Genomic DNA, 15486 nt, shown 5'->3' on the forward strand with positions numbered 1-15486 from the left:
CCCCTAGGTGCCCAGGGGCGCGGGGAACTGCGCGGGAGCGCGCAGCGCGACAGGGGGGTCCGGGGGCGCAGCCCCCGGGGCTCAGCCGTCCGCGAGGGCTTCCACCAGGAAGTCCGCCGCCCCGTACGGGTCGAGGTCCCCCGACACGATCCGGTCCGCGAGCGCGTCGAGCCGCCGGTCGCCCCCCAGGTCACCGATCCGCTCCCGCAGCGCCATCACCGCGAGCGTCTCCACCTCCCGGGCGGCCCGTGCCCGCCGCCGCGCGGCCAGCACCCCCCGCCCCTCCATCCACGCCCGGTGCTTCTCCAGCGCCTCGACGACCTCGTCGATCCCCTCGCCGCGCGCCGCGACCGTCCTCACCACGGGCGGCCGCCAGTCCCCCGGACCGCGGGCCTCGCCCAGTCCGAGCATGTGGTTCAGCTCGCGGGCCGTCGCGTCGGCCCCCTCCCGGTCGGCCTTGTTGACCACGTACACGTCGCCGATCTCCAGGATCCCGGCCTTGGCCGCCTGGATCCCGTCGCCCATGCCGGGCGCGAGCAGCACCACGGACGTGTCGGCCTGGGAGGCGATCTCGACCTCGGACTGGCCGACGCCCACGGTCTCGACGAGCACCACGTCGCAGCCGGCCGCGTCCAGCACCCGGACGGCCTGGGGCGCGGCCCGGGCGAGTCCGCCGAGGTGCCCGCGGGTGGCCATGGAGCGGATGTAGACGCCGGGGTCCGACGCGTGGTCGGACATCCGGACGCGGTCGCCGAGCAGCGCCCCGCCGGAGAACGGCGAGGACGGGTCGACGGCCAGGACGCCGACCCGCCTGCCCTGCCGCCGGAAGGCGCCGACGAGGGCCGACGTGGTCGTCGACTTGCCGACGCCGGGCGATCCGGTGAGCCCGACGACGTACGCGCCGCCGGTGAGCGGGGCGAGCGCGGCCATCACCTCGCGCAGCTGCGGCGACGCCCCCTCGACCAGGGAGATCAGCCGGGCCACGGCGCGCGGCCGGCCTTCCCTGGCCGCGGCCACCAGCGAGGGGACGTCCTGCATCACAGCTCCGTTCAGCACATCGGTCGGGCTCTCGGCGCCGACCCGGAGCAGACCCGGGTCGGCACCGCGTCACGCCTTCGGCACGCGCAGGATCAGCGCGTCGCCCTGGCCGCCGCCGCCGCACAGCGCGGCCGCGCCGACACCGCCGCCGCGCCGCTTGAGTTCGAGGGCGAGGTGGAGGACGAGCCGGGCGCCCGACATGCCGATGGGGTGGCCGAGGGCGATGGCGCCGCCGTTGACGTTCACCTTTTCCGTGGACACCCCGAGGTCCTTCATCGACTGGACCGCGACGGCGGCGAAGGCCTCGTTGATCTCGATCAGGTCAAGATCCTCGACGCCGATGCCCTCCTTCCCGAGCGCGTGCCGGATGGCGTTCGACGGCTGCGACTGCAAAGAGTTGTCCGGTCCGGCGACGTTCCCGTGGGCGCCGATCTCCGCGATCCAGTCGAGGCCGAGCTCCTCGGCGCGCGCCTTGCTCATGACGACGACGGCGGCCGCCCCGTCGGAGATCTGCGAGGCCGAGCCGGCGGTGATCGTGCCGTCCTTGGCGAACGCGGGGCGCAGCTTGCCCAGCGACTCGGCGGTGGTCTCCGCGCGGATGCCCTCGTCCTGGCCGAAGACGACGGGCTCGCCCTTGCGCTGCGGGATCTCGACCGGCGTGATCTCCGCGTCGAACGTGCCGTCCTTCTGCGCGGCGGCGGCCCGCTGGTGGGACAGGGCGGAGAACTCGTCCTGCTCGGGGCGCAGGATGCCCAGGCGCGTGTTGTGCTTCTCGGTCGACTCGCCCATGGCGATGTGCTCGAAGGCGTCGGTCAGCCCGTCGTGGGCCATCGCGTCGAGCATCTCGATCGCACCGTACTTGTAGCCCTCGCGGGACTTGGGCAGCAGGTGGGGGGCGTTGGTCATCGACTCCTGGCCGCCCGCGACGACCACGTCGAACTCACCGGCGCGGATCAGCTGGTCGGCGAGCGCGATGGCGTCGAGGCCCGACAGGCACACCTTGTTGATCGTGAGCGCCGGGACGCTCATCGGGATGCCGGCCTTGACGGCGGCCTGGCGCGCCGGGATCTGCCCCGCCCCGGCCTGGAGCACCTGGCCCATGATCACGTACTGCACCTGGTCGCCGGTGATCCCCGCACGGTCGAGGGCGGCCTTGATCGCGAAGCCACCGAGGTCGGCCCCCGAGAAGGTCTTCAGGGAGCCGAGCAGCCGCCCCATCGGGGTGCGTGCACCCGCAACGACGACGGAGGTGGTGTTGTTCGTTCCAGACATGAGGAGCGATCCCCTTCCAGCTTGCACAGCCGAGGAGTGAACGAGGGTTTACTCAAGAAGGTACTGAGCGGTAGGCCACCCGTCATCCGGCCCGTCGTGTGATCGCGCGCACGTTGCGTAACCGCCCCGCGAGCGCTGCACTGACAGCATGCTGACGCGAATCGACCACATCGGGATCGCCTGTACCGACCTCGACGCGACCGTCGAGTTCTACCGGGCCACGTACGGCTTCGAGGTGTTCCACACCGAGGTCAACGAGGAGCAGGGCGTGCGCGAGGCCATGCTCAAGATCAACGAGACGTCCGACGGCGGCGCCTCCTACCTGCAGCTCCTGGAACCCACCCGCGAGGACTCCGCGGTCGGGAAATGGCTGGCCAAGAACGGTGAGGGCGTCCATCACATCGCCTTCGGCACCGCCGACGTCGACGCGGACGCGGACGCCGTCCGGGACAAGGGCGTACGGGTGCTGTACGACGAGCCGCGCAGGGGTTCGATGGGGTCCAGGATCACGTTTCTGCACCCGAAGGATTGCCATGGCGTCCTGACAGAACTGGTCACTTCGGCGCCAGTTGAGTCACCAGAGCACTGACCTCCGTATATCTGGGCCGGTAGGGTTGGGCACGGCCGTCGCCTCTTCGGGGCGGTCCGGGTCCTCATCGTCAGGATCCGAGGGCCGGGGTCCAGGTTTCGGGGGATGAGCGTCGGGCGGCAGCCCGTGCTCCGCCGTTGATCTGACACCATTCCCCGGGGGCCCCGTCCGGCGGATGGACGGTGCTCGTTTGGAGAGACTTGCGACCAGGGGACGGATGGGACCGCGCAGTGCGGGGCTACGAACGCCAGGAGCGAGAGCCGGCGGCTGACGTCGACCACCTCTCTCGGTTCGAGGCCGAGATGGAACGGCTGAAGACCGAGCGGGAGAAGGCCGTCCAGCACGCCGAGGACCTCGGCTATCAGGTCGAGGTGCTGCGCGCCAAGCTGCACGAGGCGCGGCGCGCGCTGGCGACCCGGCCTGCCTACGACAGCGCCGACATCGGCTACCAGGCCGAGCAGATGCTCCGCAACGCGCAGGTCCAGGCCGACCAGCTGCGCCAGGACGCCGAGCGGGAGCTGAGCCAGGCCCGCGCGCAGACGCAGCGCATCCTCCAGGAGCACGCCGAGCAGGCCGCCCGGCTCCAGGCGGAGCTGCACCAGGAGGCGGTCACCCGCCGCCAGCAGCTCGACCAGGAGCTGGCCGAGCGCCGGCAGAGCGTCGAGTCGCACGTCAACGAGAACGTGGCGTGGGCCGAGCAGCTGCGGGCGCGCAGCGAGCAGCAGGCCCGCCGGCTGCTCGACGAGTCGCGCAGCGAGGCCGAGCAGGCCCTGGCCGCCGCCCGCGCGGAGGCCGAGCGGGTCGCGGGCGAGGCCCGCCAGCGGCTGCAGAGCGACGCCGAGCGGGCGCGCGCGGAGGCCGAGGCGCTGCTGCGCCGGGCCCGCACCGACGCCGAGCGACTGCTGAACGCGGCCTCGACGCAGGCCCAGGAGGCCACCGAGCACGCCGAGCAGCTGCGCAGCTCCACCGCGTCCGACTCGGACGCGGCCCGCCGGCAGGCCAGCGAGCTGAGCCGCGCCGCCGAGCAGCGCATCAGCGAGGCCGAGGCGGCGCTGCGCGAGGCCCGCGCCGAGGCGGAGAAGGTCCTCACCGAGGCCAAGGAGGCCGCGGCCAAGACGCTGGCGAGCGCCGAGTCGGCGAACGAACAGCGCACGCGTACGGCCAAGGAGCAGGTCGCCCGGCTGGTCAGCGAGGCCACCAAGGAGGCCGAGTCCACCAAGTCCGAGGCCGAGCAGCTCGTCGCGGACGCCCGCGCCAAGGCCGAGAAGATCATCGCGGAGGCCGAGGAGAACGCCCGCGCCCTCACCGCCGAGGAGACCGCCTCCCAGCTCGCCAAGGCGGCCCGTACGGCCGAGGAGGTCCTGAACAAGGCCGCCGAGGAAGCCAAGTCGACCACCCGGGCCGCGGCCGAGGAGGCCGAGCGCATCCGCGCCGGGGCCGAGGCCGAGGCGGACCGGCTGCGCGCCGAGGCGCACGACATCGCCGAGCAGCTCAAGGGCACGGCGAAGGACGACACCAAGGAGTACCGCGCCAAGACGGTCGAGCTGCAGGAGGAGGCGCGCCGGCTGCGCGGCGACGCCGAGCAGCTGCGCGCGGACGCCAACGCCGAGGGCGAGAAGATCCGCGCCGAGGCCCGGCGCGAGGCCGTCCAGCAGATCGAGGAGGCGGCCAAGACCGCCGAGGAGCTGCTCTCCAAGGCGAAGGCCGACGCGGACGAGCTGCGCTCCAACGCCACCACGGAGAGCCAGCGGGTCCGCACCGAGGCCATCGAGCGCGCCACGACGCTGCGCCGGCAGGCCGAGGAGACGCTGGAGCGCACCCGCGCGGAGGCCGAGCGGCACCGCGCGGAGGCCGTCGAGCAGTCCGAGGAGATCAAGGCCGAGGCCGAGCGGGCCGCCGCCGAGCTGCACGAGGACACCGAGCGGGCCATAGCGGCCCGGCAGGCCGAGGCCGCCGAGGGGCTGACCCGGCTGCACACGGAGGCCGAGGAGCGCCTCGCCTCCGCCGAGCAGGCGCTGACGGAGGCCCGCGCGGAGGCCGAGCGCATCCGCCGCGAGGCCGCCGAGGAGATCGAGCGGCTGCGCACCGAGGCCGCCGAGCGGATCCGTACGCTGCAGGCGCAGGCCGAGACGGAGGCCGAGCGGCTGCGCACCGAGGCCGCCGCCGATGCGTCCGCCTCGCGCGCCGAGGGCGAGTCGCTCGCCGTGCGGCTGCGCTCGGAGGCCGCCGCCGAGGCCGAGCGGCTGAAGTCGGAGGCGCAGGACACCGCCGACCGCGTACGGGCCGAGGCCCAGGCCGCCGCCGAGCGGCTCGCCGCGGAGGCCGCCGAGGCGCTGTCCGCGGCCCAGGAGGAGGCGGCCAGGCGCCGCCGCGAGGCCGAGGAGCTGCTGGGCGCCGCGCGCCAGGAGGCGGACCAGGAGCGCGAGCGGGCCCGTGAGCAGAGCGAGGAACTGCTGGCCTCCGCGCGCAACCGCGTGGAGGAGGCCCAGGCCGAGGCCGTCCGGCTGGTCGAGGAGGCGGACCGCCGGGCGACCGAGATGGTGTCGGCCGCCGAGCAGACCGCCCAGCAGGTGCGCGACGCGGTGGCCGGGCTGCACGAGCAGGCCCAGGAGGAGATCGCGGGTCTGCGCAGCGCCGCCGAGCACATGGCGGAGCGGCTGCGCACCGAGGCGCAGGAGGAGGCCGACCGGGTCCGCGCCGACGCGCACGCGGAGCGGGAGCGGGCGGCCGAGGACGGCAACCGGGTCCGGCGCGAGGCGCAGGAGGAGTCGGAGGCCGCCAGGTCGCTGGCGGAGCGCACGGTCGCGGAGGCGATCGCCGAGTCGGAGCGGCTGCGTTCGGACGCCTCGGAGTACGTCCAGCGGGCGCGCACGGAGGCGTCGGACGCCGTCGCGGCGGCCGAGCAGGACGCCTCGCGTTCGCGGGCCGAGGCCCGCGAGGACGCCAACCGCATCCGGTCGGACGCGGCGAAGCAGGCGGACACCCTCATCACCGAGACGACGGCCGAGGTCGAGCGGCTCACCGCGGAGACCAACCAGGAGGCCGAGCGCGTCCGCGCCGAGTCCGTGGCGAAGGCCGAGAAGCTGATCTCGGACGCGACGGGCGACGCGGAGCGGCTGCGCGCCGAGGCGGCCGAGACGGTCGGCTCCGCGCAGCAGCACGCCGAGCGGATCCGGTCCGAGGCGCAGCGCGTCAAGGCCGAGGCCGCCGCGGAGGCCGACCGCCTCATGTCGAACGCCCGCGACGAGGCCGACGACACGCTGGACAAGGCCCGCAAGGAGGCCAACAAGCGGCGCTCCGAGGCGGCCGAGCAGGTCGACAAGCTGATCACGGAGACGACCGCCGAGGCCGACAAGCTCCTCTCGGAGTCGCAGCAGAGCGCGCACAAGATGACCGCGGACGCCGAGGCGCAGGCCGACACGATGGTGGGCGCGGCGCGCAGCGAGGCGGAGCGGCTGCTCGCCGAGGCGACCGTGGAGGGCAACTCGCTGGTGGAGCGGGCCAGGACCGACGCCGACGAGCTGCTGGTCGGCGCGCGCCGGGACGCGACGGCCATAAGGGAGCGGGCCGAGGAGCTGCGCGACCGGATCACCGGCGAGATCGAGGAGCTGCACGAGCGGGCCCGCCGCGAGTCCGCGGAGACGATGAAGGCGGCCGGCGACCGGTGCGACGCGCTGATCAGGGCCGCCGAGGACCAGCTGAAGGAGGCCGAGGCGAAGGCGAAGGACCTGGTGGCGGAGGCGAACTCCGAGGCGAGCAAGGTCCGGATCGCCGCCGTGCGCAAGGCCGAGGGGCTCCTCAAGGAGGCCGAGCAGAAGAAGGCCGCGCTCATCGCCGAGGCCGAGGACATCAGGTCGGAGGCGGTCCGCGAGGCGCGGGCCGCGGTGGAGGAGGGCAAGCGGGAGCTGGAGGTGCTGGTCCGTCGCCGCGAGGACATCAACGCCGAGATCTCCCGTGTCCAGGACGTCCTGGAGGCGTTGGAGTCCTTCGAGGCGCCGTCGGGCGGCAAGGACGGTGGCGTCAAGGCGGGCGCAGCGATCGGTGCGCCCCGTTCGGGTGGCAAGTCTTCGGAAAGCTAGCCAAACCCGCAACTTGTGTGCTTGGCAGGGGGCTTGAGTGGAGCTCCCTGGCAAGCGTTCCGGCCCTTAGCCACCAAAAAGGGTGTCATTCTCCATATCAATCGGGCTACTGCTCGATGACACACCGTTTTGGCCCCTAGGATTCCACCTATCACCTCACCGGTCTCATTCGACAGGAACCCCATGAGCGACACTTCCCCCTACGGCTTCGAGCTTGTGCGGCGTGGGTACGACCGCGCTCAGGTGGACGAACGCATTTCGAAGCTCGTCTCCGACCGTGACAGCGCTCTGGCCCGCATCACTGCTCTTGAGAAGCGCATCGAGGAGCTCCACCTCGAAACGCAGAACGCCCAGGCGCAGGTGAGCGACGCCGAGCCGTCGTACGCCGGCCTCGGTGCCCGCGTCGAGAAGATCCTCCGCCTCGCCGAGGAGGAGGCCAAGGACCTGCGCGAGGAGGCCCGTCGCGCGGCGGAGCAGCACCGTGAGCTCGCCGAGTCGGCGGCCCAGCAGGTGCGCAACGACGCGGAGTCGTTCGCCGCGGACCGCAAGTCCAAGGCGGAGGACGAGGGCGTCCGGATCGTCGAGAAGGCCAAGTCCGACGCCTCCCAGCTGCGCCAGGAGGCGCAGAAGGACGCGCAGTCGAAGCGTGAGGAGGCGGACGCCCTCTTCGAGGAGACCCGCGCGAAGGCCGCGCAGGCCGCCGCGGACTTCGAGACGAACCTCGCCAAGCGGCGCGAGCAGTCCGAGCGCGACCTGGCCTCGCGGCAGGCCAAGGCCGAGAAGCGGCTCGCGGAGATCGAGCACCGCGCGGAGCAGCTGCGGCTGGAGGCCGAGAAGCTGCGCACGGACGCCGAGCGCCGGGCGCGCCAGACCGTCGAGACGGCCCAGCGCCAGGCCGAGGACATCGTGGCCGACGCGAACGCCAAGGCCGACCGGATCCGGTCGGAGTCCGAGCGGGAGCTGGCGGCTCTGACGAACCGCCGCGACTCGATCAACGCGCAGCTGACGAACGTGCGCGAGATGCTCGCCACGCTCACCGGGGCGGCCGTGGCCGCCGCGGGGTCGCCGGCCGAGGACGAGCCGATCACCCGTGGGGTGCCGGCTCAGCAGTCCCGCTAAGCACTGGTCTGCGTCCACGGGGGGAACGGGGACGGGGACGGTTGTCGGGGATCTGCGGGCCGGTTGTGGCTGGTCGCGCAGTTCCCCGCGCCCCTTACGAGGCCCTCTGCCACTCCGGTGGCAGGGGGCTTTGTCGCGTTTTAGCGTGTGGGCATGATCGAGGTCGCGGGGCTCAGCAAGCGGTACGGCGAGAAGCTCGCCGTGGACGGTCTGACGTTCGACGTGCGGCCCGGGATCGTCACCGGGTTCCTCGGGCCCAACGGCGCCGGCAAGTCCACGACCATGCGGATGATGCTCGGGCTCGACCGGCCGACCGCGGGGGACGTCCGCATCGACGGGCGGCACTACGACCGCCTCACCGACCCGCTGACGCACATCGGCGCCCTCCTCGACGCCAAGGCCGTGCACGGCGGCCGCAGCGCCTTCAACCACCTGCTGTGCCTCGCGCAGAGCAACGGCATCCCGCGCGCCCGGGTGCACGAGGTCCTCGACACCGTCGGCCTCACCGCGGTGGCGAAGAAGAAGGCGAAGGGCTTCTCGCTGGGCATGGGGCAGCGGCTCGGCATCGCCGGCGCGCTCCTCGGCGACCCGCGGATCCTGATGTTCGACGAGCCGGTCAACGGGCTCGACCCCGAGGGCATCCACTGGATCCGCACCCTGATGAAATCCCTCGCCGCCCAGGGCCGCACCGTCTTCGTCTCCTCGCACCTGATGAGCGAGATGGCGCTGACCGCCGACCACCTCGTCGTCATCGGACAGGGCCGGCTGCTCGCCGACACCTCCATGGCCGACTTCATCCGGGAGAACTCCCGCTCGTACGTACGGATCCGCTCGCCCCAGCGGGAACAGCTGCTCGACGTGCTGCACCGGGCCGGGATCACGGTCGTGGAGGCGGGCGGCGAGACGCTGGAGGTGGACGGCCACGGGTCCGAGGAGATCGGTGAGCTGGCCGCCCGGCACCGGATCGCGCTGCACGAGCTCAGTCCCCAGCAGGCCTCCCTCGAAGAGGCCTTCATGCAGCTCACGGCGGAGTCGGTGGAGTACCACGCGCACGCGGGGCCGGCCCTCGGCGACCCGCCGCCCACCGCCGTGCCGCCGCCCGCGCCCCGGCGGTCGTGGGGCGACGACTGGAAGAAGGGCTGAACCCATGGCCGTGACCCAGGTCCTGAGGTCGGAGTGGACCAAGATCCGGTCGGTGGCGTCCACGGTGTGGACGCTGGGCCTCGCCGCCGTGGTGACCGTCGCGCTCGGCGCGCTGATCTCAGCGCTGTCCCGGAACGAGTTCGACGACATGAGCGCGCGGGACCGGCTCTCCTTCGACCCCACCTACATCAGCTTCGCCGGGACGAGCCTGGGCCAGCTGGCGATGATCGTGTTCGGCGTGCTGGTGGTGTCGAACGAGTACAGCACCGGCATGATCCGCACCTCGCTCGCCGCGGTGCCGCGGCGCGGCACGTTCCTCTTCGGCAAGGTGGCGGTGGCGACCGCGCTCGCCTTCGCCGTGGCCCTCGTCACCAGCTTCGCCACCTTCTTCCTGGGCCAGGCGATGCTCGGCCCGCACAAGGTGTCGATCGGTGACCCGGGGGTGCTGCGCGCGGTCATCGGCGGCGGCCTCTACATGACCCTCATCGCGGTCTTCTCGATGGGCGTCGCCACGATGCTGCGCAGCCCGATGCTCTCGCTGGGCATCCTGATGCCGTTCTTCTTCCTGATCTCCGCGATCCTCGGCAACGTCTCCGCCACCGAGAAGGTCGGGCGGTTCCTGCCCGACCAGGCGGGCAGCCGGATCATGCGGGTGGTCACCCCGCTCGACGACGACGTACCGTACGGGCCCTGGGGCGGTCTGGGGATCATGGCGCTGTGGGTGGTGCTCGCGGTGGCCGGCGGGTACGTGTCGCTGAAGCGACGGGACGCGTAGGGCGGGATTTTTACCTGGCTTTGAAGGGAACCGTCAGCGCCCGGCTATCCTCCTAACCCTTACGGGGGGCGTGTGCCCCGATGTCCTGAACCTTTTCGATGGGTGCGGAGAATGATCGAGGCAGTCGGCCTGACGAAGCGCTACGGCGACAAGACGGCCGTGTACAACCTTTCCTTCCAGGTCAGGCCGGGCTCCGTCACCGGCTTCCTCGGCCCCAACGGGTCGGGCAAGTCGACGACCATGCGCATGATCCTGGGGCTCGACAACCCCACCGCCGGGCAGGTGACGATCGGCGGGCACCCGTACCGCAGGCTCCCCAACGCCCCGCGCCAGGTCGGCGCGCTGCTCGACGCCAAGGCCGTGCACGGCGGCCGGCACGCCCGCAACCACCTGCTGTGCCTGGCGCAGCTGTCCGGCATCCCGGCCCGCCGGGTGGACGAGGTGCTCGGTGTGGTGGGCCTCCAGGACGTGGCGAAGAAGCGCTCCAAGGGCTTCTCGCTCGGCATGGGCCAGCGCCTCGGCATCGCGGCCGCGCTGCTCGGCGACCCGCAGGTGCTGCTCTTCGACGAGCCGGTCAACGGCCTCGACCCCGAGGGCATCCTCTGGGTGCGCAACCTGATGAAGTCGCTGGCCGCGGAGGGCCGTACCGTCTTCGTCTCCTCGCACCTGATGAGCGAGATGGCCCTCACCGCCGACCACCTCATCGTGATCGGCCGCGGCCAGCTGCTCGCCGACATGAGCGTGCGCGACTTCATCTCGCACAACTCGGCCGACTTCGCCCGGGTGCGCACCCCCGACACCGAGCCCGCCCAGCGCGAGAAGCTGACGGCCGCGCTCACCGAGGCCGGCGGCCAGGTGATGCCGGAGCAGGACGGCGGGCTGCGCGTCACCGGTCTGCCGCTCCCCCGCATCAGCGACCTCGCGCACGACGCGGACGTGCGGCTGTGGGAGCTCTCCCCGCACCAGGCCTCGCTGGAGGAGGCGTACATGCGGATGACGCAGGGCGTCGTCGACTACCGCTCCACCACCGACCAGCGCGCGGGCCTCCAGCAGCAGCTGCCGCCGGGCATGGCGCCGCAGCCGCCGATGCCGGTGCCGGGACAGGGCCAGCCGGGCTGGTACGCGCCGCCGTCGCCGCAGCAGGGCGGGCAGCCGTTCGCGATGCCCCAGGGACAGCCCCCGGCCGGGCCCTACGGCGCTCCGGGCCTCCCCGGCGCCGCCGGGCCCAACCCGTACGCCCAGCCCCCGCAGCGACCAAGCCCGAGGACGCCCGATGAGCACGCCCCAGCCGCAGACGCACCAGCAGGCCGCCCCTGCCCCGAACTGGCAGCCGGCGCCCGGGACCACGTACACCTCGCCGATCCCGATCACCCGCACCCACCTCGGGCACGCGCTGGCCTCGGAGTGGACGAAGATCAAGTCGGTGCGCTCCACGATGTGGACGCTCGGTGTCTTCCTGCTCCTGGTCGTGGGCATCGGCTTCCTGGTCGCCGTCAACACGAGCGACAACGACTACGCGGACGTCCCGTACACGATCCCGGCGTTCTTCGGGCTGATCCTCGGGCAGATCTGCCTGATCACCCTGGGCGTGCTCGTCGTCTCGTCCGAGTACGGCACGGGCATGATCCGTACGACGTTCACCGCCTCGCCGCAGCGCCACCGGGTGCTCACCGCGAAGCTGATGATCTTCTTCGCCGTCGCGTTCGTCGTGTCGGCGCTCGCCATCGCCTTCGTCGGCCTGGTCACCTCGGGCCTGCACGGCGGGTCCTCGGAGGTCTCGTGGGCCGGGACGGTCGTGAAGGGCTCGCTCTACGTGTCGCTGCTCGGCGTGCTGGCACTCGCCGTGGGCTCGATGCTGCGGCACTCCGCGGGCGCGATCACCGCGATGCTCGGCCTGGTGCTGGTCCCGGCGATCCTGCCGGCGTTCCTGATGATCTCCGACAGCCTGCGCACGGTCGGCGAGAAGATGATGGAGTACAACGCGCCGAACGCGCTGGCCAGGATCTTCGAGATCGACTCCGAGAGCGGGACCGGCGGCCCGCAGCTGGGCCTGCTCGCCGGGCTGACCGCGGCGGCGATCGTGGGCGCGTACGTGCTGCTGGAGCGGCGCGACGTGTAGCGGGAGGCGCCGCCGCCCGCGGTCCCCTCAGAACCTCGGCGCGTTCCGGGACCGCTGCACCCGCGTGGTGCGGCGGTCCTTCGCGTTCCAGCAGGCCTTGTGCCAGTGGCGGCGCTCGTCCACCCCGGAGTGCTCGGGCCAGGCCACCACGTGCGGGACGCCGGAGGGGATCTGCTGGTCGCAGCCGGGGCAGCGGTACGTCTTGCCCTGCGCGCTCGCGCCGGCCACATGCCGTACGCTCCAGGACTCGCCCTGCCAGCTCTCCGCGGACTGCCAGCCGCCGTACCGGTCCGACGGATCCTCGTCCGCACTCCGGCCGGGGCCGGTGACACGGGGGCGGTTGCGACGCGGGGACACGGGACACCTCACGGAGCTGTGTGGGGAGCGGGGCGGCACGGGCTGAGCACAGCCTACGCGGAGCACCCAGGGGTACGCGTACGTGGCCGAACCCCACAGAATCGCCGCAGGGTCGGCGCATTCTGCAGACAATCCGCCAATCTCCCCACCAAGCCGTGTCCTTGGCACGTGTCGGGCGGTTATGCGGAGTGGGGGAGCCGCGTCGGCCCAAGGAGGCAGGAGTGCGATGCGTGTAGGGAGTTTTGTTCTGGCGGCCCAGTTTCCCGGTCAGGGACAGGGTGAGGCACTGCACCGCGCGGTGCGGTCCGCGGAGGTCGCCGAGGAGTCCGGGCTGGACACGGTGTGGCTGGCCGAGCACCACTTCGTGCCGTACGGGACCTGCCCGTCGGCCGTGACGCTCGCGGCGCTGCTGCTCGGCCGCACCCGCCGCATCCGCGTGGGCACGGCGGTCAGCGTGCTGCCCACCGTGCACCCGGTGGCGCTCGGCGAGCAGGCCGCGCTGCTGCACGTGACGTCGGGCGGGCGCTTCTCGCTCGGCGTGGGGCGGGGCGGGCCCTGGGTCGACCTCGAAGTCTTCGGGACGGGACTGGAGGCGTACGAGGAGGGGTTCCCGGAGTCACTCGATCTGCTGGTGCGGTGGCTGCGCAGCCCGTCCGTGGCGGGCGGCTCCGAGCGCTTCGGCTTCCGCGAGGTGGCCGTGGTGCCACGGCCGTCGGAGGCCCTGACGGGCGGCGCGGGCCCGGAGGTCGTCGTCGCGTGCACCTCGCCGTCGAGCGTCAGGACGGCCGCCGAGCGCGGCCTGCCGATGCTGCTCGGCATGCACGTGGGGGACGAGGAGAAGGCCGAGATGGTCGCGCTGTGGTGTACCCACGCGCGCGCGTCGGGCCACTCCCCCGACGTGATCGCGGCCGCCGGCGCCTCTCATGTGTCGGCCGGTGTCGCGCAGGTCGCCGACCGGCGGACGGACGCCGTCGAGGCGCTCCAGAAGGCCATGCCGGGCTGGCTCAGGCAAGGGCTGGAGGCGCATGTGACGGTGGACGGCCGCAAGCGCTCGATGCGCGATCCGCTGGCCTACACCGAACTCCTCTGCGGGCTCCACCCGGTGGGCACGCCCCGGCTGTGCGCGGACCGCCTCGCGGCGACCTCCGAACGCACGGGGATCACCCGCTTCGCGCTCCTCGTGGAGGGCACCGGGGACCTGGACGCCACGGAGGAGAACGTCCGGCGCCTGGGGGGCGAGGTACTGCCACGCCTGCGGTGAGCGGGGCCCGCGTCCCGGTTGGCGGACGCGGGGACCCGTCCCGCCGACCCGTGGTCCGGGCCCTGGGGCCCGGACCACGGGAAGCCCGCCGCTCCCGTACAGAACACCTCCCGCGTACGGAGCGGCGAGCCGTGCGGCGGTCAGCGCGTCAGCAGTCCCGGAACTCCGGTGACTGGTTCAGCAGTTGACTGCGCACCGATGTGAAGCGGGCCAGGGTGTCGTCCACCGAGCCGTCCAGCGGGAACACCGCCACCCGGTGGCAGTTCTGGAAGGCCAGGCGCACCCCGAAGTGCCGCTGCAACGCACCTCGTATCGCGTCGCTCGCGAGGGCACGCAGCAGCTGGCCCCGCGCCTGCTCGTCCGGCGGCGGCGTCTGGTTGTCGGCGAAGTTGCCGCCGTCCACCTTCAGCTGGGCCACCAGGGAGCTGATCATCTCCCATGCGTAGGGCAGGGAGGTCCGGACGCAGTCGACGAATTCCGCTTCGTCGACCTCGCCTCGCTCGGCCTTTTCGAGTAGGGCCGGTGAGACGTCCAGCGACATGGGTTCTCCTCTCGCACCCCCTCGGCGAGGGGGCTGACGGACAGGTAAGGGGACCGCGACGCGACCACGCTGAGTACATGCGCCGCGACCTCCCGTTTATACGTTAGGCAACTGTTCGTGGCCGCACCAGGACATTGCGCACACAGCGAAGAACCAACGTGCACACAACCAGCCACTTTCGAACAGGGCTTATCCGGGGAAACAGGGACGACGGGCCGCGCCGTGCCCGCCGGGCGCGGCGGGCGGATCGCGCCGACCCGTTCCGGTCGAGTAGCGTTGCCGACCATGCGTCTCGTCATCGCCCGCTGCTCCGTCGACTACGCGGGCCGGCTCACCGCCCATCTCCCCTCGGCCCCCCGCCTGATACTCGTGAAGGCGGACGGGAGTGTCTCGATCCATGCGGACGACCGGGCCTACAAACCCCTCAACTGGATGTCGCCGCCCTGCACCCTCAAGGAGGGTTCGGGGGACGAGGAAGGCGTCTGGACGGTCGTCAACAAGGCCGGCGAGAAGCTCATCATCACGATGGAGGAAGTCCTCCACGACTCCTCGCACGAGCTCGGCGTCGACCCCGGCCTCATCAAGGACGGTGTGGAGGCGCACCTGCAGGAGCTGCTCGCCGACCGCATCGAGACCCTCGGTGAGGGCTACACGCTGATCCGCCGCGAGTACATGACGGCCATCGGCCCGGTCGACATCCTGTGCCGTGACGCGGACGGCGGGACCGTCGCCGTGGAGATCAAGCGGCGTGGCGAGATCGACGGCGTGGAGCAACTGACGCGCTACCTGGACCTGTTGAACCGCGACCCGCACCTGGCGCCGGTGCGCGGCATCTTCGCGGCCCAGGAGATCAAGCCGCAGGCCCGGGTGCTGGCCACCGACCGGGGCATCGGCTGCACGGTCCTCGACTACAACGCGCTGCGGGGCATCGAGGACGACAAACTGCGGCTGTTCTGACGGCTGTTCTGACGCCACCCGGGCATACGGGGAACACGGCGGTGGGCCGGGTCCTGGGAGAGGACCCGGCCCACCGTCGTGCCGTGGCCGTGGCGGGACGCCCGCCGGCGCTCCCCGCGGCTCAGACGACCGTCGGCGAGCCGGGGGTGCCGCTGTCCGCCGGGCCGCTCGCCGAACTGCTCGTGGCGGGGCTGGAGACGGTCCCGCTCGCCGAGTCGGAGGTCTCCGGCGTGGAC

General features: G+C 72.5%; 12 protein-coding genes and 1 pseudogene. 9 read left to right on the forward strand and 4 right to left on the reverse strand.

Features of this window, described 5'->3' with window-relative positions; translation table 11 throughout:
- Nucleotides 1-81: 81 nt before the first annotated feature.
- Together meaB and FGF04_RS13195 are read right to left on the reverse strand one after the other, a co-directional pair.
- Nucleotides 82-1038 (reverse strand): methylmalonyl Co-A mutase-associated GTPase MeaB, encoded by a 957-nt coding sequence (gene meaB, locus FGF04_RS13190; RefSeq protein ID WP_149511499.1) that lies wholly within the window; start codon nucleotides 1036-1038, stop codon nucleotides 82-84.
- Between the two features lie 69 nt (nucleotides 1039-1107).
- Nucleotides 1108-2310, reverse strand: coding sequence for an acetyl-CoA C-acetyltransferase (locus tag FGF04_RS13195; RefSeq protein ID WP_149511500.1), 1203 nt, complete (start codon nucleotides 2308-2310; stop codon nucleotides 1108-1110).
- 148 nt (nucleotides 2311-2458) lie between these two features.
- Between FGF04_RS13195 and mce the strand changes: the two genes are divergently transcribed.
- From mce to FGF04_RS13230, 7 genes and pseudogenes are all read left to right on the forward strand, one after another.
- Nucleotides 2459-2899, forward strand: coding sequence for a methylmalonyl-CoA epimerase (mce, locus tag FGF04_RS13200; protein WP_149511501.1), 441 nt, complete (start codon nucleotides 2459-2461; stop codon nucleotides 2897-2899).
- 230 nt (nucleotides 2900-3129) lie between these two features.
- Complete coding sequence (gene scy / locus FGF04_RS13205; RefSeq protein ID WP_149511502.1) at nucleotides 3130-6978, forward strand: polarized growth protein Scy; 3849 nt, start codon at nucleotides 3130-3132, stop codon at nucleotides 6976-6978.
- A 183-nt stretch (nucleotides 6979-7161) separates the two neighbouring features.
- Nucleotides 7162-8097, forward strand: a complete 936-nt coding sequence (locus FGF04_RS13210; protein ID WP_149511503.1) for a coiled-coil domain-containing protein — start codon at nucleotides 7162-7164, stop codon at nucleotides 8095-8097.
- 153 nt (nucleotides 8098-8250) lie between these two features.
- Entirely contained in the window at nucleotides 8251-9240 is a 990-nt protein-coding gene (locus tag FGF04_RS13215) for an ABC transporter ATP-binding protein (RefSeq protein ID WP_149511504.1), read from the forward strand.
- Between the two features lie 4 nt (nucleotides 9241-9244).
- Nucleotides 9245-10015 carry an ABC transporter permease gene (locus tag FGF04_RS13220; protein ID WP_149511505.1) on the forward strand — a complete coding sequence of 257 codons (771 nt, stop codon included), beginning with the start codon at nucleotides 9245-9247 and terminating at the stop codon, nucleotides 10013-10015.
- Nucleotides 10016-10126: 111 nt separating this feature from the next.
- Nucleotides 10127-11264, forward strand: a pseudogene (locus tag FGF04_RS13225) (ATP-binding cassette domain-containing protein); the annotation flags it as partial.
- A gap of 24 nt (nucleotides 11265-11288) precedes the next feature.
- Nucleotides 11289-12134 carry an ABC transporter permease gene (locus FGF04_RS13230; RefSeq protein ID WP_149511506.1) on the forward strand — a complete coding sequence of 282 codons (846 nt, stop codon included), beginning with the start codon at nucleotides 11289-11291 and terminating at the stop codon, nucleotides 12132-12134.
- 27 nt (nucleotides 12135-12161) lie between these two features.
- Here the strand turns inward: FGF04_RS13230 and FGF04_RS13235 are convergent, their stop codons facing one another.
- Complete coding sequence (locus tag FGF04_RS13235) at nucleotides 12162-12491, reverse strand: ATP/GTP-binding protein (RefSeq protein ID WP_149511507.1); 330 nt, start codon at nucleotides 12489-12491, stop codon at nucleotides 12162-12164.
- A gap of 226 nt (nucleotides 12492-12717) precedes the next feature.
- Here FGF04_RS13235 and FGF04_RS13240 point away from each other — a divergent pair, with 226 nt between their 5' ends.
- Complete coding sequence (locus tag FGF04_RS13240; RefSeq protein WP_149511508.1) at nucleotides 12718-13752, forward strand: LLM class flavin-dependent oxidoreductase; 1035 nt, start codon at nucleotides 12718-12720, stop codon at nucleotides 13750-13752.
- A gap of 148 nt (nucleotides 13753-13900) precedes the next feature.
- Here FGF04_RS13240 and FGF04_RS13245 read toward each other — a convergent pair whose 3' ends face one another.
- Nucleotides 13901-14293: an SCO5389 family protein gene (locus tag FGF04_RS13245; protein ID WP_149511509.1), complete on the reverse strand. Its 393-nt coding sequence runs from the start codon at nucleotides 14291-14293 to the stop codon at nucleotides 13901-13903.
- 285 nt (nucleotides 14294-14578) lie between these two features.
- On the opposite strand from FGF04_RS13245, the gene nucS reads away from it, so the two are divergent.
- A complete protein-coding gene (nucS, locus tag FGF04_RS13250; RefSeq protein WP_149512248.1) occupies nucleotides 14579-15250 on the forward strand; it encodes an endonuclease NucS in 672 nt (223 codons plus the stop codon).
- Nucleotides 15251-15486 lie beyond the last annotated feature (236 nt).

The organism is Streptomyces apricus, from assembly GCF_008369065.1.
GTDB lineage: Bacteria > Actinomycetota > Actinomycetes > Streptomycetales > Streptomycetaceae > Streptomyces > Streptomyces apricus.